This window comes from Candidatus Saccharibacteria bacterium (assembly GCA_034521515.1).
Taxonomy (GTDB): Bacteria; Patescibacteriota; Saccharimonadia; order Saccharimonadales; family JAXHMH01; genus JAXHMH01.
Genome location: JAXHMH010000002.1, coordinates 688406 through 706252, shown reverse-complemented (window position 1 = coordinate 706252; position 17847 = coordinate 688406). Strand labels below are relative to the sequence as shown.

25 protein-coding genes and 1 tRNA gene are annotated in these 17847 nt (G+C 43.3%); 12 read left to right on the top strand and 14 right to left on the bottom strand.

Annotated elements, in window-relative coordinates; all coding sequences use genetic code 11:
* Nucleotides 1-354 precede the first annotated feature (354 nt).
* Nucleotides 355-579 carry a transcriptional repressor gene (locus tag U5K77_03735; protein ID MDZ7744836.1) on the top strand — a complete coding sequence of 75 codons (225 nt, stop codon included), beginning with the start codon at nt 355-357 and terminating at the stop codon, nt 577-579.
* A gap of 586 nt (nt 580-1165) precedes the next feature.
* On the opposite strand, the gene U5K77_03730 is transcribed toward U5K77_03735, so the two are convergent.
* From U5K77_03730 to U5K77_03710, 5 genes are all read right to left on the bottom strand, one after another.
* The gene (locus U5K77_03730) at nt 1166-1879 is read right to left on the bottom strand and encodes a phosphatase PAP2 family protein (GenBank protein MDZ7744835.1); all 714 of its coding nucleotides are present in this window, start codon (nt 1877-1879) and stop codon (nt 1166-1168) included.
* Nucleotides 1880-1951: 72 nt separating this feature from the next.
* Nucleotides 1952-2341, bottom strand: a complete 390-nt coding sequence (locus U5K77_03725) for a metallopeptidase family protein (protein ID MDZ7744834.1) — start codon at nt 2339-2341, stop codon at nt 1952-1954.
* On the bottom strand, nt 2338-2895 hold the full coding sequence (locus U5K77_03720) for a hypothetical protein (GenBank protein ID MDZ7744833.1): 558 nt from the start codon (nt 2893-2895) through the stop codon (nt 2338-2340). Before U5K77_03720 ends, U5K77_03725 begins: the two co-directional genes overlap by 4 nt.
* Nucleotides 2896-2949: 54 nt before the next feature.
* Entirely contained in the window at nt 2950-4092 is a 1143-nt protein-coding gene (locus tag U5K77_03715; protein ID MDZ7744832.1) for a PQQ-dependent sugar dehydrogenase, read from the bottom strand.
* Between the two features lie 48 nt (nt 4093-4140).
* Nucleotides 4141-4503 (bottom strand): hypothetical protein, encoded by a 363-nt coding sequence (locus U5K77_03710; GenBank protein MDZ7744831.1) that lies wholly within the window; start codon nt 4501-4503, stop codon nt 4141-4143.
* 78 nt (nt 4504-4581) lie between these two features.
* Between U5K77_03710 and U5K77_03705 the strand changes: the two genes are divergently transcribed.
* Entirely contained in the window at nt 4582-4839 is a 258-nt protein-coding gene (locus U5K77_03705) for a hypothetical protein (protein MDZ7744830.1), read from the top strand.
* Here U5K77_03705 and U5K77_03700 read toward each other — a convergent pair.
* Nucleotides 4836-5489 carry a hypothetical protein gene (locus U5K77_03700; GenBank protein MDZ7744829.1) on the bottom strand — a complete coding sequence of 218 codons (654 nt, stop codon included), beginning with the start codon at nt 5487-5489 and terminating at the stop codon, nt 4836-4838. The two genes, U5K77_03705 and U5K77_03700, sit on opposite strands and share 4 nt — an antisense overlap.
* 126 nt (nt 5490-5615) lie before the next feature.
* Here U5K77_03700 and U5K77_03695 point away from each other — a divergent pair, with 126 nt between their 5' ends.
* Nucleotides 5616-6056 carry a hypothetical protein gene (locus U5K77_03695; protein ID MDZ7744828.1) on the top strand — a complete coding sequence of 147 codons (441 nt, stop codon included), beginning with the start codon at nt 5616-5618 and terminating at the stop codon, nt 6054-6056.
* A gap of 17 nt (nt 6057-6073) precedes the next feature.
* Here the strand turns inward: U5K77_03695 and U5K77_03690 are convergent, their stop codons facing one another.
* Nucleotides 6074-6718: a hypothetical protein gene (locus tag U5K77_03690; protein ID MDZ7744827.1), complete on the bottom strand. Its 645-nt coding sequence runs from the start codon at nt 6716-6718 to the stop codon at nt 6074-6076.
* Nucleotides 6719-6804: 86 nt separating this feature from the next.
* Here U5K77_03690 and U5K77_03685 point away from each other — a divergent pair, with 86 nt between their 5' ends.
* The 4 genes from U5K77_03685 (at nt 6805) to U5K77_03670 (ending at nt 9476) form a co-directional block, all read left to right on the top strand.
* Nucleotides 6805-7989, top strand: coding sequence for a replication-associated recombination protein A (locus tag U5K77_03685; protein MDZ7744826.1), 1185 nt, complete (start codon nt 6805-6807; stop codon nt 7987-7989).
* A 289-nt stretch (nt 7990-8278) separates the two neighbouring features.
* Nucleotides 8279-8352 (top strand) — tRNA-Gln (locus tag U5K77_03680).
* A 24-nt stretch (nt 8353-8376) separates the two neighbouring features.
* On the top strand, nt 8377-8775 hold the full coding sequence (locus U5K77_03675; GenBank protein MDZ7744825.1) for a cupin domain-containing protein: 399 nt from the start codon (nt 8377-8379) through the stop codon (nt 8773-8775).
* A gap of 389 nt (nt 8776-9164) precedes the next feature.
* A complete protein-coding gene (locus U5K77_03670; protein ID MDZ7744824.1) occupies nt 9165-9476 on the top strand; it encodes an antibiotic biosynthesis monooxygenase family protein in 312 nt (103 codons plus the stop codon).
* A gap of 209 nt (nt 9477-9685) precedes the next feature.
* Here U5K77_03670 and U5K77_03665 read toward each other — a convergent pair whose 3' ends face one another.
* From U5K77_03665 to U5K77_03640, 6 genes are all read right to left on the bottom strand, one after another.
* Nucleotides 9686-10069, bottom strand: a complete 384-nt coding sequence (locus tag U5K77_03665; GenBank protein ID MDZ7744823.1) for a YlbF family regulator — start codon at nt 10067-10069, stop codon at nt 9686-9688.
* A gap of 2 nt (nt 10070-10071) precedes the next feature.
* Complete coding sequence (locus U5K77_03660) at nt 10072-10854, bottom strand: YlbF family regulator (protein ID MDZ7744822.1); 783 nt, start codon at nt 10852-10854, stop codon at nt 10072-10074.
* Nucleotides 10841-12691 (bottom strand): TRC40/GET3/ArsA family transport-energizing ATPase, encoded by a 1851-nt coding sequence (locus tag U5K77_03655; GenBank protein MDZ7744821.1) that lies wholly within the window; start codon nt 12689-12691, stop codon nt 10841-10843. Before U5K77_03655 ends, U5K77_03660 begins: the two co-directional genes overlap by 14 nt.
* Nucleotides 12692-12696: 5 nt before the next feature.
* Nucleotides 12697-12999: an arsenite efflux transporter metallochaperone ArsD gene (gene arsD, locus U5K77_03650; GenBank protein ID MDZ7744820.1), complete on the bottom strand. Its 303-nt coding sequence runs from the start codon at nt 12997-12999 to the stop codon at nt 12697-12699.
* 1 nt (nt 13000) lies between these two features.
* Nucleotides 13001-13354 carry a metalloregulator ArsR/SmtB family transcription factor gene (locus U5K77_03645; GenBank protein MDZ7744819.1) on the bottom strand — a complete coding sequence of 118 codons (354 nt, stop codon included), beginning with the start codon at nt 13352-13354 and terminating at the stop codon, nt 13001-13003.
* A 306-nt stretch (nt 13355-13660) separates the two neighbouring features.
* Nucleotides 13661-14413 carry a hypothetical protein gene (locus tag U5K77_03640; GenBank protein ID MDZ7744818.1) on the bottom strand — a complete coding sequence of 251 codons (753 nt, stop codon included), beginning with the start codon at nt 14411-14413 and terminating at the stop codon, nt 13661-13663.
* 426 nt (nt 14414-14839) lie between these two features.
* On the opposite strand from U5K77_03640, the gene U5K77_03635 reads away from it, so the two are divergent.
* The 5 genes from U5K77_03635 (at nt 14840) to U5K77_03615 (ending at nt 17085) form a co-directional block, all read left to right on the top strand.
* On the top strand, nt 14840-15376 hold the full coding sequence (locus tag U5K77_03635) for a hypothetical protein (protein ID MDZ7744817.1): 537 nt from the start codon (nt 14840-14842) through the stop codon (nt 15374-15376).
* Nucleotides 15376-15819 (top strand): hypothetical protein, encoded by a 444-nt coding sequence (locus tag U5K77_03630; GenBank protein MDZ7744816.1) that lies wholly within the window; start codon nt 15376-15378, stop codon nt 15817-15819. Before U5K77_03635 ends, U5K77_03630 begins: the two co-directional genes overlap by 1 nt.
* 406 nt (nt 15820-16225) lie before the next feature.
* Nucleotides 16226-16600 (top strand): KTSC domain-containing protein, encoded by a 375-nt coding sequence (locus tag U5K77_03625; protein ID MDZ7744815.1) that lies wholly within the window; start codon nt 16226-16228, stop codon nt 16598-16600.
* A 21-nt stretch (nt 16601-16621) separates the two neighbouring features.
* Nucleotides 16622-16813 carry a hypothetical protein gene (locus U5K77_03620; GenBank protein ID MDZ7744814.1) on the top strand — a complete coding sequence of 64 codons (192 nt, stop codon included), beginning with the start codon at nt 16622-16624 and terminating at the stop codon, nt 16811-16813.
* Between the two features lie 143 nt (nt 16814-16956).
* Complete coding sequence (locus tag U5K77_03615; protein MDZ7744813.1) at nt 16957-17085, top strand: hypothetical protein; 129 nt, start codon at nt 16957-16959, stop codon at nt 17083-17085.
* 55 nt (nt 17086-17140) lie between these two features.
* Here U5K77_03615 and U5K77_03610 read toward each other — a convergent pair whose 3' ends face one another.
* Nucleotides 17141-17479: a hypothetical protein gene (locus U5K77_03610; protein MDZ7744812.1), complete on the bottom strand. Its 339-nt coding sequence runs from the start codon at nt 17477-17479 to the stop codon at nt 17141-17143.
* Nucleotides 17480-17847: the final 368 nt, after the last annotated feature.

The window sequence follows — 17847 nt, the reverse complement described above, 5'->3', positions numbered from 1 at the left end:
TCAAACGTGCTTCAACTTCGTACCATATTTGCTATCGCCTTTTTCGCCTTCGTGTATACCTTCTTTTAATAAATCTAGGAACACCGCAGCCGACAAAGTTCCGCAAATGGTGTGGCATAAAACGCTAACTTATCTGCAGATTTTTACTTTCAGCAGTAATATACCGCCGATTAATGAGAAAATCCGCCGATTAATGAGAAAATATAATGTGCAATATGTCGCCATGAATAGTCCAATCTATATGTTTGTAATAATAATTTATTTGTTTATGTACTGGCATAGTTTTCAGACCGTTCCTGTGATTTGCCGCAAATAATTCGCAATTTGTCGTAAAATCGCCTATATGAATCAGGAATTCTTGTCATTCAAAAAGACTCAGAGAGTCACGGTCACTTCGTAACCAAGCAGCGTATGCGATTATTTTTTATCATGCAGAAGCATAATGCACTGACTATACGTGACCTTATCAAGCTTCTACCTCGACAAGATCAGGCAACTGTGTATCGCAATATTCGTGTTTTTGAACGTCTTGGCATAATCACGGCTACAACTCGGATGGCACTCCAAGTTGGGAGTTAACGACAAGTTCCGTGGCCATCATCATCACTTAACTTGTCTAAAATGCGGTAGCGTTACCGGCACTGCCAGAAGACAAAGCCCTGAGGCAAACCTTGATAGACTCGGCACTACAGAGGCTTTGAGAGCAACGATCACCAACTAGAAATCCGCGGCCTCTGCCACTCCTGCCAGTAAATTAGGCAAAGTTATTACTCGGGTTAGATTGCGATTTTTATGCTTTTTGCGAGTTTATTTCGCTAAATGCATGTTAAGTTCGAGGGAGAGCAGCCGGAGTTCATTAACGACATATCATCTGCGGTTTTTGGCTCCGTATGTGAGCGTAACTCGGAGTTTTGGCGTTTGCGCTTGGGTGTATAAGCGGATTTCTTTGCGAGCAACTGGCGGCCGTACTCATTATCAAATCCATCTTTCATGCGGATTTACTTCGCTGAAAGTATGTCCATATTGGGAGGAGAGCAGCCAGAGAAAATGTACTTCATTTTCCCTGCGCGTCAGAGGAGGAATCACCTCCTCTCAAATTTTTAGACCCCAGGCAGTCGCCTGCAGGTCAATGGAAGCCTCACACTTCCACCCATATAATACGCCCTTATTTTTTAGCCTTCAAGCCTTTTTGCTTACGTTTTGAGCTCTTTTTAGCCTTGCCTTTTTTCTTCCTTAACTTGTCGGTTATCCCTGGTTTTGGATGCTTGGTCTTATCAACAATATCCACATATTTAAACACCTCGCCACAAGCCCAGCCCACAGCAATACCGCCAACCACGTCCATCGGTAAGTGAACGCCTAAAAATACACGAGAGATACTTACGCCACCGATTAACACCGTCATAACCCACCATTTGTGCTTTCGCGGCAGCACGGTCGATAAAGTAACTGCTATAGCCGTTGCTAACGCCGCATGCCCAGAAGGAAACCCAGGCCCACGCACTATATAGTCACGCACCACTAAATCACTGAAAAATTCAGCCGGCCGTCCACGCCCCAATAAATCTTTTGCTACACCCGACACCACATAAGCCAAACAGCCGCTTAATAGGAGCTTCAATAATATTCCATAGCGCCGATATACGGCATAAAAAATTGCCAACCCGAATAATACAAAAATATTCCCCAGTTGGGTGATTGCCAGCAAGTAGGGCTCGACAAAATTCGGCAGATTATAGAATGTCCAAAAGGCGGCTTCTTCCCACAACGGCAAATTACCGCCACTCACCACCGCAGCCGAGGCCACAAACAGAATCATCGCCATGAAAAGCTGTAGTGTTGGTCCTGGCCTAAACCGAATATAGTGATTTTTTGTCATGTTTATTATTTATTTTGTGTAATCACAAGCATTTTAGCGCGTTTTCTCTGACTAAACAAACACCGGCACAGACTAATGTTTTCTGTCTTTACCTTCTAATCGATAAATCCTGTCGTGATCCAAGCCAAAGTAGTGCGCCACCTCGTGCCAAACAGTGTTTTTTACGGTCTTTTCTAATTCCTCGTATGTCCACGCCTGGTGTTGCATGGGTCGTTTAAATATCGTTATTTTATCTGGCAGTACGCCGCTGTAGTTATTGTTGCGCTGTGTCAACGGCACTCCTTCGTATAGCCCAAATAACGTGACACCGTGATGAAGATGCAGCCGCTCGCGTTGCTCAGGTGACGGTTCGTCCTCAACCACAAAGCCAACATTCTTGATAAAGTTCCCGTAATGCTCCGGAATATCATCAATAGCATCCGTGACCATCTTTTCAAACGCTTCGTCGCTAATATCAATCATCTTTTTGGCCTAATAATTACCCATAGTAGTGAAGCGACAATTAAAAACAAAGCCGCATAAAAGCCGACTTCGCCGTATAGCTCTACCTTGTAGCCCTCGTTAAAATTCATGACAAAATAGGCCACTGCAGTTGTGACATAGGCAGCGACCGCTAATGCAGCGGTGGCAAATATTGCCGATCTACTAAGCAGTAGCATTGACACAATAATTGGTATCAAATACAAGACAACTGCCCGACTGGCCATGCCGCGCTGAAAATATACATAAAACGATACGAACAGGAGATCAGCCGTAATGAGCGCGAAGGTTAGACTTGTATACAAAGCTACGCTGCGCTTTTTTAGCACTTTTGCTAAATACCACACCACTGTTACCGCCACAAAAAGTCCGGCGACCGCTATCCAGCGGTGTAACACCATCTGCGGGGTTATTAACCCCCAAGCATCATAAACCACGATTTGCGCCGCCAAGATAGCGATAAACGCAAAATGCACTCGCCCGATTCCAACGACACTGGCTTGCAGCCGATTAACTTGATTTTGTTTATTTGACATTACGTGCCGCAATTATAACTCTTATGCTGCTGCTAATAAAGACCTCTTAGTAGTTCAGTCACGAAACACGCCGCCGCTTATGCGTATCAACTTATCATCACCCGACCGTTCAACACCCCGACCGTCAGTGTTGGATGTGGTGATGTAGAGCTGGTCGTTATAGATGACAGTCACCGCTCGTATCCTGCCGTATTCGTCCCGCAGATGAGCCTGCAAATCAACAGATTCACCCTCGCCAAGCCTCGCTTCATAAAGCGTCACCCCGCGTAGTCCACCAAAAAAGAGTGAGCCATCCCAATATGTCAAGCTGGCCGGAGCCCATGTCACGTCCGATCCGGAATGAATCACAGGAGCTTGCATACCTTCACGCGTTTCATCGCCCTCAATCACCGGCCAACCATAGTTAACTCCACGCTCAATCAGATTTAGCTCGTCCATCCCGGACAATCTTCCCGACCGGCCGTGTTCGCTTGACCACATCCTTCCCTGATCATCCCAGGCAATGCCCTGAGGGTTACGGTGACCATAGCTATGCACGGCATTACCGAACGGGTTGTCATCAGGTATCTCGCCGTTTTCATCGACCCGTAGTATTTTGCCTGCCAGCGAGCTTGTACTTTGCGCAAGTGCCGTATCGCCAGCATCGCCAGTGGTTATATACAGGTATCCATCCGGCCCAAAAGCAATCCGTCCGCCATCGTGATAAGAGGCGCCAGGGATACCTTCTAGGATACTAGTACGTTCACTCAATCCGTTCTCGTTATATTTATACCGTTCAACTCGGTTGGTCAAACCACCTGCTGTCTCGGTTGTCATGTACAAATAAATTTGCTGGTTGCCCTCAAACTCTGGGTGCAGCGCCATACCTAAAAGACCGCCCTCACCACGGTGAGCTACGCCATCAATTTTATACCTCTGCTCGCCTTGACCTATCCTCACCAGGTTCCCGCTACGCTCAGTCACCAGTAAGTCGCCGCTAGGTAATTGCAAAACTTCCCAGGGAACATCTAGGCTCGTCGCTATCACTTCAATCTCTGATTGCTGTCTGTCTGAAACTTCACTCACGCCTTCTGTTGTCGCCGAATCTGACGGACTAAAAAATTGCTGCATTAGCCACTCCCTAGAAAAATACCAGCCAATACCTGCTAGTAATATCACTAACCCCAGCACTAGTAAAACGTTTTTTAGTTTGCCCATACACTTAAGTATAGCGCATCTAACTTACGGCGAAACGCCGTTTACTTCTTATGCTTCTTCTACCGGAATGAAATAGGCTTCACAAATATTTAATCCAGCATTTGTTATTTTACAGTTCTCGTTAGGTACGAAGAGTCCGTCCTTCATTTGAAAGTTCAACGACATCGAACCCTCTTGGTCTGGTTCAATCATAGAAAACTCTACGTCAAATATTTCGTTTTGCAACACTTTTACTGATCGAATAATGGTTAGGGTTCTAGAGACACACTCGTCCGGATTTATACGAAGTTTATTATTACCTAAAAGCTCAGTAAGCCAGTAATGTTGCCCTTCATTAAGATCCGTTTCGTGCACTCGATTGTCAACGTTTTTAAAGTATTCAACTAAGTCAAATAACTCTTTTTCACTCATAAGTGTATTATAACATTTATAACACTATTGTGCAAACGTAGCATTGACTAGTTTTGAATATTATGTTAATATGATATTATGGAATCTGTGTACCCGGATGAAGTTATCAACCTATCTGAACCACTGTCACCCTATCTTGAGAAGCAGATTACCGACAATTCAACTGTTGCCCGTCTATGGAGCGAGCGACAACCTAAACCTACACCTCAACCGACACGTAAACCTATTGAACCCAATTATACGGAAACTCAAGTACCTTCAAGTGGTATCGAATCTTATGCAGCAACTAATGAACCGACACTCCTACTTGGGCGGTTATTAGACATAAAGCTCTAGTCTCTACTAAAACTGCTGACAATTTCCTCAAACTCCAGTTGGTAATTGCCCCAGTCAGGATATTGAGTGTAGGTCAATATGTAGCTGTCGGTACCGTCAAATGCCACCACACTAACGTACTGCGTGCCAATCGGCGGGCCAACTATCGGTTCCTCAGATTGTGTATAGACAGCTCGGGTTGCTGGCATTCCGTCAAGCTCAGTTACCAAGAAACTTTGGTCATTGATATCGGTTCGTGCCATGAACGCCGTTTCTTCATAACGCCGATCACCGGATGTCTTAGTGATAGATATCAAGCCTCCGAACTCACTTGCGCACACACCTAATAAATCATCGTTTGGCGCAACAAACAGCGAATCGACTCCATCACACGTCGTATCAAGCCAGGCTTCCGGTATCATTACCTCAAAACCACCGCTCTCAGACACCGCAATGCGTGTTGCTGGTTCTTCTTCTGGAGCTGCCTCGTCTGGCTCCTCATCCGAGTCTACTTGTATAGAGGTTTCTTCCGCCGACTCTTCAATAGGTTGTGGCTCGTTACGTTGCCATAACCACCAACCAAAGGCAGCCAATAACATGATAATAATACATATAATAATGAGGTGTACTGGATGCAGACCACCCCTAGAATCAGTGTATACGTGTTTCATTCATAGCCCCCGCTTACGCCGCTAAGTTACCAAAACTACTTATAAAATACCACGAAGTATCTACATTTTGAAAAAAGATTTACACTTACGCTTGAATAAATTCTGCACTGATATTACTGTGTTGCCATGACACAAATCGATAGGCTTTCGCCAGAGACTTTTACCCTAGACGCTCAGTTCACACCTGAAATACCTTTTAAACTTCTAGAGGAGGGCTCAGGAATGTACCATGATTTCTTTGAGCGATATCACGTACACGAAAAAGCCACCCCAATAGCCGTTACATCAGGGAGCAAAGCTGCTGTATGGTTCGGTCAAAACACAGATTACATCGAAGTCCCCTCACTGGTTGTAATTACCCGCGATTCTTTACCAATAGATGACGTATTCGAATACGGTAGTTTCAAAAAATGGTTATTTGGATTTGTAAAAACAGAGGAGCTTGCAACACTCGACAGGCAAGAAAAAGCGGATTACTCAGCTGATGCATCGACATATGAAGCACCTACTTGGGTTGTCGCGCTCGATGGTCTGAAAGACAATATTTCTGCCAACAAAAGCGTATAGACTTAGTCGAGTATTATTTAGATACTCAGGTCTTTCCAGTCAGTGTTGGCTTTTACTGTTTTCTTATCGTTGTGATACTCCATATAGTAATGCCACAATTCACCCTCTACATCCGCGAGGGGAGCATTAAGGCTGCAGGTACTTTGGCTAGAAATTGTCGTTTCGTAATACTTTTTAACACTCGTATCAGATTTTTTCTTCATATAAAGTTTACATTTACCGCTGCGAGATTTGTCCAGGCTAGCCGATACTACTACATTGCTACCGGATTTTTCTGCTGATAGACCAGTCAGGCTGAATTTATAGTAATCTGGGTCTTCGTTTTCTTTTTTGTCCTTATCAGTAGTTGTGTCAGTTGGTTTCTTCTTTACGGTTTCGGTTGTGCCGCTTGTCTTCTTTGGTTCGTCCTGCGTAGTTTCATCTTCTGTTTTCTCAGATTCTGTTTTTTCCTCGCTTTGCTCTGCTAGTGCCAAATCTTTCTCAGCAGCTTGGGCAAATTTTGAATCAAGCTGGGCTTGCTCTGCTGCTTGTTGGCTGGCCTGGTTTTTGCGCTGCGTGTTAACCACGTTACCTATCACAAAGCCAATCACTCCAACCAGTACCACAATGGCAACAATATGTACCGGCGAAAACCCGGTTTGATTTTTATGTATGTTTTTCATCTAGTCTATTCCTGTTTTTATTTTTCTATTAATCGCAAGAAGTATACCACCTGACATCAACTGTGCAAGCAGGTTATACTACTGTTATGTATGGTACACCTCTCGCCGAACGAATGCGGCCAAAAAAACTGGCTGATGTCATTGGTCAAGAGCACTTGCTAGCCAAAGGTCAGATACTGCGCGAAATCATACAAAAACAAAGCCCCACCAGCCTGATTTTATGGGGTCCACCAGGCAGCGGCAAAACCACTCTGGCACGAATTATTGCTAGTGAGACAGAGTCCGAGTTTGTTGAACTAAGTGCCGTCACTGCCGGCAAAGCCGATGTAACCAAGGTTATCGAGCACGCCAAAGCTAATCAGCGTCTGGGCATGACCACTATCTTATTCATAGATGAAATTCACCGGTTCAACAAAGCCCAGCAAGATGCCTTTTTGCCTCATGTTGAGGCTGGAACTGTCGTCTTGATAGGAGCAACCACCGAAAACCCCAGCTTTGAAGTTATAAATCCGCTGCTATCGCGTAGTCGTGTGCTGGTGCTAGAACCCTTAAGCAAAACCGACATAATGCAGGTGCTTAAAGCTGCCATAAAATCAGAGAAACTTACTGCCAAGCAAGTCCCCGCCAAGAGTCTTGATCTGATTGCCGAGCTATCTGGTGGCGACGCCCGCGTTGCGCTCGGTAATCTAGAGTTGGCTCTGCAGCTGGCCGGCAAAAAACCAGTAACTAAACAAGTCGTGGAAACGGCCGCTCAACGCCGTGTACCCGGCTATGACAAAGCTGGCGAAACCCACTACAACGTCATCAGCGCATTTATTAAATCCATGCGCGGGTCAGACGCCAATGCCGCCTTATATTACTTGGCGCGCATGCTACAAGCTGGTGAAGACCCCAAGTTTGTTGCCCGTCGGATGGTAATTTTTGCCTCAGAAGATGTCGGTATCGCAGCCTCGCCGGTGCTAAACCTAGCTGTATCAACCTTCCAGGCAGTAGAACGCATCGGTATGCCAGAGTGTCAGTACAACCTGTTTCACTGCGCGCTGGTGTTAGCCAAATGTGACAAGTCCCGTACCGTAGCCAACGCTATGACCGCAGCTGCCAGCGCCGCCCGCGACCACCCCGACCTACCAGTTCCACTACATGTGCGCAACGCCCCGACCAAACTCATGAAAGATCTAGGTTACGGCAAAGATTACAAATGGGAAGCCAACTTCCAGCACCAAAAAGGCTTCTTGCCGGACGACATCCAGGATCTCAACCTATTTACCTGACATTACGCGCCTAGCCCCTGCACCGTTAATCTGTTAAAATAACCTCGTCAGAAAACGCAGCATCCCAAGTACTAGGTACTGTCTACTGTGTACTGTGTACTAGGTACTAGGTACTGAGTACTATGAGCTAAAGCTCACCTCATTGGGGATTAGCCAAGTTCCGCCATAGGCGGATAAAGTCCAGGCAACGGGTGGTGTTTATCCTGAGCTTGTCGAAGGGACCCCGTGATCGGGCTCGCCGGAGGTGAGTCGAATCATACACTCAAAATTGGTATACTTTTCTTAGCAGTAGGGCGTGGCCAAGTGGTAAGGCAACGGGTTCTGGTCCCGTGATCGGGGGTTCGAATCCCTCCGCCCTAGCCAAGCATTGTAACAGAGGAGACATTGATGAAAGGCTATTCACAAAACATAGAGGAATTAACTAGAGAAAATGATAAGTATAGAAAAGTACTCTATACGAGCAAATATTCCCAACTTGTACTGATGTGTTTGAATCCAAACCAAGAAATTGGTTTAGAAACACATCAAAATAATGATCAATTCTTTAGAATAGAAACAGGCCAAGGTAAAGTAGTGATTGACGATAATGAACACACAGTACGGGACGGTAGCGCAGTAATAGTACCTGCTGGAGCTAGACATAATGTCATTAATACTTCTGACACTGAAAAGCTAAAATTGTACACCATATACTCACCACCGCACCACAAAGACGGCATTGAATTCGACAAATTAGAACCAGCTGAAGCCAGTGAAGAAGAATTTGATGGACAAACAACAGAATAGCTATAAAACAAACCATTGAAGTCTAAAAGTTAAAGATATTGGTGTTTGTCGATAATCTATATTGGGACTTTGGTATTTCCGAAATTTATTAATTGCTTCTGGAGCACTCAGTTGTTGTGCATTAAGCAAGTTGGCAGACCTATCGACGGCCGTTAGACAATATAAAATGTACATATTTAAATGTTTCTGACCTGCATCCCCAGCCAAAAGGTTTGTTTGTAAGCTTTAGCTTGCTGACAAACCTTTTTTGTTTGGTTGCGCGGGATTCGAACGGGTGCGAAATGTCTTTGCTCCCCGGGACTTTCGGAGATTAATCGACGAAAGCGAATCCCTCCATCCCAGCCAGATGTTATAATGTAATCAGTAACTTTCAGATGGAGAGATTAATAGTGAATGAATTTAATATATTTATGTGTGGCAGCTGGCACATTAAGCCAGGAGAGGAAGACTCCTTTATAAAACTATGGCAAGATTTTGCCAATCAATCAGAGTCACCTAGTGCTGGCAGGGCTAGATTGTTACGGGATAAAACCAATTTAAGCCATTTTCTGTCGTACCGTGATTGGCAAAGCCTAGAGGTAGTAGACGAGTGGCGCCAGAGCCCGGAGTTTAAACAGTTTTTTACTCAAGTTAAAAAGGTTGTAGAAAAGGTAGATGTCTACACTCTTGATAAAGTAGCAGATTCTGAAGCTAATAAGTAGATGTTCTAGACCCATAAGGTCAGCCAAATTGCATTTCTGAGATTTTCATTTGTTGTTTCGGTTTGGTTATTTTAACAACTAAACAATATTTACTTCATAAGTTCAAAATAACTCTTCTGGGCAAAGTTCGAATCCTTTCTCTCCCAGAATGATATAAGTGTTTTACCCTGGTTATCACGCCTTATATTAAGAGACGTGACGAGCGACTGTTAGCAACAGCCTCCGCCACCAGATTGAGGGACACTAAATTCAAAGTTTATTTTCTGGCTAATTTCTATTGCTAGATCCTGCGTCATTTTCTGTATGTTGGCCTGGTGTTTGGTCAAGTCTTGTATTGCTGTAACTTTCCCGATTTCACCCTGAAGAGAATTGAGCTTATCCATGGACTCTCCGGCATCTATGCCACTACGCTGTAGCGTAATAACCGTTTCGCGAGTTTCCTGAAACTGACGAATGAGTTCTTGGGCTTTTTTGTCAGCCTGTAATTCTTCCATAGCTTTTTTATATAACTTCATCTCCTTGGTTTCGTTGATGATATCAGCTAGTTCACGGGCTGCTTGCTTGGGGGTTTTTACTGCTTTCGTTTTAGACATAGTTAACATTCCTTCCTTGGTGCAAAATCAACACCGATTTTTTGCTCTAATATATATCCGATGTATCCTGTAGCACGTTTTACAAATGTTTCAGCACGTAAATAGCGCATTATATTTGCATCATCGCGCATTTTCGCCATCGTTTCGCTCAACAATTGTTGTTGCTGGTCATCGACTGGGAGCCCGCTATCTTGCAATGTTTTCATTGTCTCCTGAATCTCTTGTTTTTTCTGCCAAAGTGCGAGCGACTCAGGATGAGCATGTAAATCGTCCTTCGCTTTCTTGAACTCGACGACTTCTGGCACATAATCAAAAACAGTAGATACAAAGCCCTGTAGCTGACTAGCTAGGCGAGGGTCCATGTATTCATGTAGTTTGTTGACCAGCTTCACTACCTTTGCCTCAATTTGTCGTACTATTTCTTCGGCGTCTACATTGCTACCGCTGGATTTATTTGGCCGATCCCATACTTCGATGTCGGCATCGACGTATGTTGATGGTGTACTCGTCTGACCAAGCGTTATGACAATACGGTATCTTTCAGAATCGCTCGGGTTTAGAGTTCTAGTATGTATACCCTCCGTCTTATATCCCTTCGCCTGCAAGGGCTCAGATATTGGATGGTTCTGGTCTACAGATTCTAAATTCAATACAGCTGCATCGGCAGTCCACTCTAGTGCATATTTTTGAACGAGTGTATTGAATATCGCTTGCGCGACTTTTACGCTTACCGCATCATCGCGGCTGACAAACAATACCTTCTGTGTCGAATTATTCTTTTCCATATAGTAAATATCCCGCTTCTCTTAGATTGTTTATACCGTTTAAATCATCAGGCATCATATCGAGGGTGGCAATCGTTCCACTGAATTTCTTTTTCATATCATCAAGGTGCTTTTGTTGCATACTACGACGCTCTTTCCAGAAATTGTTTGTTGCGTACGAATCATTAATCACTAAATTCGCAACAACGAGCGTGGTAGTGATTCCTGCAGATTCAAGCTCTTGTACTGCTCGATGTGCTTCGATGATTGGCGTTGTTTCGGGATACATCACAAAACTAAATGTTGTTTTGCGTGGATCTCGTAGCCTATCGATGACTTTGTCGTAACGTTCTTTAGTTGCTTTGTCTACTTCTGTCACTTGTTCTTGATTTAGCGTTTTTATCTCGAGCTGTTTATCCCAAGCAATTGGTAGGTTCAACAACCGCAGTGTGTGACCGGTCGGTGCGGTGTCGAATACGATAATGTCGTATTCGCTTTGGCTCATGTAGTCCATGAACTTTTCGAATGTAGCCATTTCTTCAGTGCAGGGTGAATCCAGTTCTTCTTCTATAGCACTCAATCTTTCGGCGTCATATTTTTTTCGAGCCTGAGAAAGAATTTTTTCCTTGTATTCTTCAGTAGCTTTTTCGGCATCGATGTGTGCTAGGTCGAGGTTGGGTACATCTTTATGCGGAGTGGGGTGATGATGAATCTCCTGACCGAAGACCTCCTTAAGGTGAGAGGCTGGGTCAGTGGTGAGAACGAGCGTTTTATAGCCTTTTTCGGCTAGCCACAGACCAGTTGCCGATGACACGCTTGTTTTTCCTACCCCTCCTTTACCCGCAAAGAAAATAGTCCGTGTTTGATAGTCTGGATCTGGGGTAAGTAGTTTAACTATGCTCGAGTCAGTTTTTGGATATGAAGATATGGTCTTTAGAGTTTTTGCTTTACCTGATGAAAAAGCATAGTCAGACAAACGCTGCGTTCTAAGGTGCAGATCTTCACCAATTTCTTTTAATTTCGTTAATCCACCAATCTCGCTTGAACGTAAGTACAATATTTTTGGATCAGTCTTGAATGTCTTTATGATTATACGAAGAAACTCTTTTTGCTTTTGCTGTCGCTTCATAGCAAGAGGGTTATCTACGGCTTCAGCAGGAAAGACTCCGTTGACTATAAGGTCAATTGACTCGATGCCAAGACGCTGCAGTTCTTTTATGGATCGTTTGGTTTCTTGTATTGAGGTTGATTCTGGCCGAAGCACAAACGTAAAGCTTGTCGTGTTTTTATCCCGCATCGCTTCTATGGCTCTATCGAATTTTTCTTTTGATTCAGCAAGGGCTGCTGCTGGACCTATGCATGTCTGTCCGCTACTGCCTTCTTTTGAAGCGGTTTCAATTACGCCGCTCCATTCAACCGGCAGTTCTAGTAGTCGTAGCGTGTGGCCGGTAGGTGCGGTATCAAATATAACTTCATCAAATGTTCCTTCTTGCAGAAAATCCGTAAATTTATCAAACGACGCCATTTCTGCCGTACACGGAGAATTGAGTTGCTCCTCGATAACCGTCAGGCTTTCTGCTGGCAATATGTCCCGGAGTGGGCCTAAAGTTTTCTCTTTGTACTCACTGGTTGCGATATCTGGATCAAGCTCCATAGCAAAGAGATTATCAACGCTTTGTATTGGGGTAATATCATGCCCAATCTTCTGATCAAATACATCAGCCAAGTTTGACGCGGGGTCTGTTGTGACGATGAGAGTTTTCTTACCCTGCCCAGCTAAATGTAGGGCGGTAGCAGATGATGTAGTCGTCTTGCCGACGCCGCCTTTACCTGAGAAAAAATAGAACTTAGTTGCCATATAAACTAACCTTTCTTTGCGGCATGCACTTCATCTATCGTGGGATAACTGCCTGTTTTTATAATCTCACCGTCTACGACTGTAATTGGTAAAACTTTTAGTTGCTTTTCTTGTATGAGTTTAATGATCCTTGGATCTTCTTTGAATTTTTCTGGGCTTTGATTTATTAAGTAGCGATTAACCTCAAAAGAAGACTTTTTAAGCTCTGCCAGCATGGTTTCGACATCCATTAGACTCTCGTCGGGATTTGGGCCACAAACACCAGACGAACAACACATAGGTGGATCGTATATTATTACGTTTGACATATTATTTTACCTCCGTTAATTTTTTGCATGCTTCATGGTCGACACAAAGTGACGGGCTGTAGTTTTCAATACTCAGCTCACGCTTGAATTGTTCCTCGAACCGCTTAAATGTCTCAACATTTAGCGAGTAATGCACCCATGATCCGACCTTCCTGGTTTGCACCAAGCCCTCAGTACTCAATTTTTTGAGATGGTGCGACAATAATGACTGATCCATGTCGAGCGATTCGGCCATCGTGCACACGCAGTCCTCTTGCATATTCAAGTGCCGAATTATGTTATACCTATTTTTATCGGCTAAAAGCTTAAATAAATTAAGCACGTTGTCGTCATCATCATATGAACGCATATTCATATGTTACATGAGTTTACTGCTATTGCAAACGATTAGTTACCCTCAAATGAACTTTTGTTATACAGTTTTAAATGAGTAAATCTTGCTATTTATGATGGATATAACAGCATCAAGTATTATCATCCTGCTCATTCTTCAAGAGTTTTTTAATCTGTTCAATTTCCGTTTCAGGGTCGAAGTCATCAATAGAAAAAGTTTGGTCACCGTCCCGTCTATCCAGCCATTCGACAGGCTCATGGCTTTCAGCCGGAAACTAGAGAATGTCCTGAGCTGTGTCGAAGGACTATTATGTACTACCTGTTTTAGTTATTTTGTACGATGAGCGTTGAACCGCCCTGAACGATTAACCCCAAAAAGTACAGCTTTTACCGCCAACTTACCTGCAAGCATTGGGCTCATGTTCTTAGCAGCAACCATGGATTCAGGTGTCGCGTGCCATGCCAGCAGTGCTCGATTTTTCAATATTGGCTGCACTGCAGTTTTACCTGTGCGATGGTCTTCTGAAAGATCCCAGATGCTGTCAACTACTTCTGATACTGCGCCAACGACCTGAACCCATTCTTCAAATTCTTCAAATCTATCCGTACGGCACACATCTGGGACAACGTCAGAAAACAGCTTTCCAAACAATCTACCTTGCGCCAGTCTATGGCGAGTTAGAGACTTAACGGAAGAGTCAACAGGATTGCCTGCATGTAACAACGCAAGACTAATTGAATTATCGACGAATTCCTGGCGATGACTATCTTCAAGCCCAACAAGCTTAAAGTTTTTGACTAGACCTTCAAGAGCGATACTTGCATGAATGTTAGGTAATTGAGGAGCTTCTTCTGCCTCGCCACTTATGAAGCCTACTATATCCTCGACGTTCAACTCACCTTGTTGTCCGTAGTCTCCATCTTCGATGGCGTCAAGATATGTCACTACGGACATAACCGAATGCCATGTTCTATGAAGATTTTCTGAAACTGGTAGGCCAAACTGACGTCTCGCAGAATAATCTATAATATCTACCGAGCTGAATCCAGGTAATAGCGAACCTGTAGGTATCTCTGTCATAAACTTTTCCTTTTGACAAGTTTATCATAGATTATACATAAATCTGCGGATAAACAGCTCCATCTATGGGGTACGTGCTCAGCCATTCGACAGGCTCATGGCTTTCAGCCGGAGACTGGAAAATGCCCTGAGCCTGTCGAAGGACTATTATGTACTACCTTGAGCTGTTGAACGTCGCCTAGACTGTACTTGGAATATTCGCCTAGACCACACTCCAAAACAGCATGAATCAATAATTTCACATTCTACTCCCTGTCAGAGTACGAACCTCTAGGAGCCCAGTTTGAAAACGAACCGATAAATAAGTAGTCGCTCTGGTTGTATCTATTTACGCGTTATTTCGGAAGTGAATAGTAAACTCAACTCGAGTTCTAGAAAAAATTTACTTTTTAGTTTAGTCTATAGGTAAAGTAAAGCGACTGAATTATGGAAACACTGAAATCTATCGGAGGCTCGCTCCTTGGCATCGTAATATTCATAGGTATTATTGTAGCTACGGTTCTACTATTTACATTGGGCGCAAGAGTAGCATTCACAATTCAACCATTCGTTAACTGGCTAACAGGAATATTACTTACAATTAACATAATCACCTTGTTGATCGCTATAGCTCCAAAAGCACGAGGCGTTGCAGGCATTATTATCTTTATCTCATCATACGTCTACGGTTTAAACGCCTGGATATTTGGACTTGCGGTTACGCTTGCCTTATGGGGATGGATAGCCGTTATTATTGGTCTTTTCTTGGGTGGTGTAGGCGTTGTGCCTATTGGCATGTTAGCATCAGCACTTAACGGACATTGGGAAATATTCTGGACTCTGATACTTGCAGTATTCTTGACCTATGGTGCACGAATCATTGGTGCTCTACTTGCTGAGAGTTCCGAAAAAGCCGAAGAAGATGCTGACGTAATTGATTTAGAGCCAGAAAAGGCCAAACGAACATGGAGAGATATAGAGTAATGGAGTTACCGCACTCAAAACTTCGTGAAGAATATACTAACGAGATTAAAGTTATTGAGGCGAACATAAAAGACATTGCTAGCGGTGATGCACCACAAGAACTATATAATTACTCTCAGAATAAGTTAGACAAATTGGCCGAGCGCTTTCAATATTATGAGAAATTAGGAACTGCGCGATACAAGCTATATGAGCTACAGGCAATACTTTATTACTTCCAAAATAAAGACAATGATGCACTTGCTTTCATCAAGCAAGCAATAAAAATGAAAGGTGAATCATACAAGCGAGCAGAACAACTCATAAATCAAATTAACGATACACCCAAAGAACCGCAGGCAAGTACTAAGTCGGAAAAAGAACTAACCAAGGCAAAAAAACGAAAAAAACTAGTAGGACTAGACGGCTGGCTAGCATTTTTTACATTACATACTTTATCTTGACAGCTTTGGTCCCTTTTCAGCTTCATTTCAAGAAGGCCTTGGCCTGATCTGGGTCCGACATAAGTGCACTCAACGAATATCAACCTGGGCTTGGCGATACATTTTCAACGCTAACAGCTTTTGAAAACGTTGCAGTAATTGTATATATAGGTTTGCTTATAGGTTCAGCAATTCTGATATTCAGTCGAAAAAAAGCAGCGAAAACAGTAGCTATTGCTGCATTATCATTCGGTGCTATCTATGCAATAGCCGACTATGCAATTGTTTACAACGTATTAACTGGTGCTGGGTTATCAACTGAATACATAAGCGATTATTCAAAGGATGTAGGACGCAGCATTTTTTATGCGCTTATATGGGTACCGTATTTATTGGTATCTAAACGAGTAAAGGCGACTTTAACAAAATGACCACACACAAAGAGGACTATTCGTGGATACATATTGGACTTGCAATATTAATCGGTGGAGTAATTTTATATTTACTCTTTTTCTCATCAGGCTCTGATTATGTCAAAATCAAATATCGTGATGACAAAGTAAATATTTCTGCTAGTAATTTTGAATCACTCAATAAATCCGATTCAACCGTAAAAGGCGCATGGTATGACAAGGCGCAAGAGTACATGGTCATAAAGCTAGGCAGTACCTACTATCACTATTGCGAGATGCCAAGCGTTGCGTGGAATGATTTCAGAAGCTCAAACCATCCCTACGACCATTATGAAGATAGGATTAGAGGCGATTACGATTGTAGAATTTATAGAGTTCCTAGATATTAGAGATGCATAGGAGGATAAATCGTGGCAAAGAAAGATAAGACAAAAGTAGCCGTCGATAACGGCCCGATGGGTTACGTGCTATTTGTAGCGTGGATTGGTGCGTTTGCGTACTTTTTGCAAACATCTGGCATTCTTCTACGCTTTACTAAAATCAATAGTGCGGCCAGCCTGATCGAAATGTATTACCTGTTTGAGCTATTGAAAGTCGCCTAGAGTGTGTTTGGAATATACGCCTAGACCACGCTCCAAAACAGCATAAATCAATAATTTCACATTCTACTCCCCTGTTAGAGGACGGACCTCTAGAAAGAAAAGTATATTTACATCTTTTGCAGTAATTGGATTACAATAGTTGTATGGATATCACAAGTGAGTATTTGTTCATCACACCCGATGACCTAGAGGCAGGCGCACAAGCGGATAGTCAGCGGGAATGGAACGTTGCCTGTACAACGCAAAATTTTGTACTGCACCATGAAGAATGACACTTCAAGTTAGACCTGCAACACCTCGATGAGTTCCGTGCAAGTCTTGAAGAGACTATGGCGTTATCTGAACCAGAAGGTCACAAACGACAACTTGGCAACGCACACCTAGAGCGCTGTCAAAAACTAGCTGGGGGAATGCTAGACCAGCTATTCGTATAAACCAACAATTCAACATTTTGCTCCCTGTTAGAGGACAGTCCTCTGGGTTCCCTTTGGCATAGCCGTAGCAACGATCTTCTCCGTCAAATTCCATGACGTACCATGTCCAGTTACTCCAGGGTGTGAAGAACTTGGCATGAACGATCATGTCATCGACCTTCAGGTCTTCTGACTTGTAGAGCTCTGGTATGCTCTTTAACTCTTGTTTTGTAAGTAATGATGTTGTGTGCATGATTCCCTCCTTTGGGATGTTATTTTTTATGCACCAACATCACCACGGCATAGGTTCTGGCTTGGCAAGGTGGAGATTCCCCTTAAGGCCACCAAAATAACCCTTAAACAATTGCCTTATGGGTGAATACGACCTTACCTGGGCAGGTTCTATGCGTACACTGAGAAGGCATAAAGAAGGAAACCAACCACAATAACTAAGAGTTTACTTTTGAAGCTGTTTCTGTTTTGTCTAATATTTCTAACACCATCTAGCTTGAGCTGTAAGAGCTAAAAATACTCTTATTAAATTTATATGTCGAATTTCACTAAAGAAAAAAGCTGTCTAGCGCTTAAGCTGAGTCTTTATGTTAAAAGATCTATGCAAAT

What these genes read in the sequence shown, in the direction of transcription:
- U5K77_03730 (MDZ7744835.1), bottom strand. Translation starts at nt 1,879, where the DNA reads ATGACAAAAAATCACTATATTCGGTTTAGGCCAGGACCAACACTACAG.
- U5K77_03725 (MDZ7744834.1), bottom strand. Translation starts at nt 2,341, where the DNA reads ATGATTGATATTAGCGACGAAGCGTTTGAAAAGATGGTCACGGATGCT.
- U5K77_03720 (MDZ7744833.1), bottom strand. Translation starts at nt 2,895, where the DNA reads ATGTCAAATAAACAAAATCAAGTTAATCGGCTGCAAGCCAGTGTCGTT.
- U5K77_03715 (MDZ7744832.1), bottom strand. Translation starts at nt 4,092, where the DNA reads ATGGGCAAACTAAAAAACGTTTTACTAGTGCTGGGGTTAGTGATATTA.
- U5K77_03710 (MDZ7744831.1), bottom strand. Translation starts at nt 4,503, where the DNA reads ATGAGTGAAAAAGAGTTATTTGACTTAGTTGAATACTTTAAAAACGTT.
- U5K77_03705 (MDZ7744830.1), top strand. Translation starts at nt 4,582, where the DNA reads ATGGAATCTGTGTACCCGGATGAAGTTATCAACCTATCTGAACCACTG.
- U5K77_03700 (MDZ7744829.1), bottom strand. Translation starts at nt 5,489, where the DNA reads ATGAAACACGTATACACTGATTCTAGGGGTGGTCTGCATCCAGTACAC.
- U5K77_03695 (MDZ7744828.1), top strand. Translation starts at nt 5,616, where the DNA reads ATGACACAAATCGATAGGCTTTCGCCAGAGACTTTTACCCTAGACGCT.
- U5K77_03690 (MDZ7744827.1), bottom strand. Translation starts at nt 6,718, where the DNA reads ATGAAAAACATACATAAAAATCAAACCGGGTTTTCGCCGGTACATATT.
- U5K77_03685 (MDZ7744826.1), top strand. Translation starts at nt 6,805, where the DNA reads ATGTATGGTACACCTCTCGCCGAACGAATGCGGCCAAAAAAACTGGCT.
- U5K77_03675 (MDZ7744825.1), top strand. Translation starts at nt 8,377, where the DNA reads ATGAAAGGCTATTCACAAAACATAGAGGAATTAACTAGAGAAAATGAT.
- U5K77_03665 (MDZ7744823.1), bottom strand. Translation starts at nt 10,069, where the DNA reads ATGTCTAAAACGAAAGCAGTAAAAACCCCCAAGCAAGCAGCCCGTGAA.
- U5K77_03660 (MDZ7744822.1), bottom strand. Translation starts at nt 10,854, where the DNA reads ATGGAAAAGAATAATTCGACACAGAAGGTATTGTTTGTCAGCCGCGAT.
- U5K77_03655 (MDZ7744821.1), bottom strand. Translation starts at nt 12,691, where the DNA reads ATGGCAACTAAGTTCTATTTTTTCTCAGGTAAAGGCGGCGTCGGCAAG.
- arsD (MDZ7744820.1), bottom strand. Translation starts at nt 12,999, where the DNA reads ATGTCAAACGTAATAATATACGATCCACCTATGTGTTGTTCGTCTGGT.
- U5K77_03645 (MDZ7744819.1), bottom strand. Translation starts at nt 13,354, where the DNA reads ATGAATATGCGTTCATATGATGATGACGACAACGTGCTTAATTTATTT.
- U5K77_03640 (MDZ7744818.1), bottom strand. Translation starts at nt 14,413, where the DNA reads ATGACAGAGATACCTACAGGTTCGCTATTACCTGGATTCAGCTCGGTA.
- U5K77_03635 (MDZ7744817.1), top strand. Translation starts at nt 14,840, where the DNA reads ATGGAAACACTGAAATCTATCGGAGGCTCGCTCCTTGGCATCGTAATA.
- U5K77_03630 (MDZ7744816.1), top strand. Translation starts at nt 15,376, where the DNA reads ATGGAGTTACCGCACTCAAAACTTCGTGAAGAATATACTAACGAGATT.
- U5K77_03625 (MDZ7744815.1), top strand. Translation starts at nt 16,226, where the DNA reads ATGACCACACACAAAGAGGACTATTCGTGGATACATATTGGACTTGCA.
- U5K77_03615 (MDZ7744813.1), top strand. Translation starts at nt 16,957, where the DNA reads ATGGATATCACAAGTGAGTATTTGTTCATCACACCCGATGACCTAGAG.
- U5K77_03610 (MDZ7744812.1), bottom strand. Translation starts at nt 17,479, where the DNA reads ATGCACACAACATCATTACTTACAAAACAAGAGTTAAAGAGCATACCA.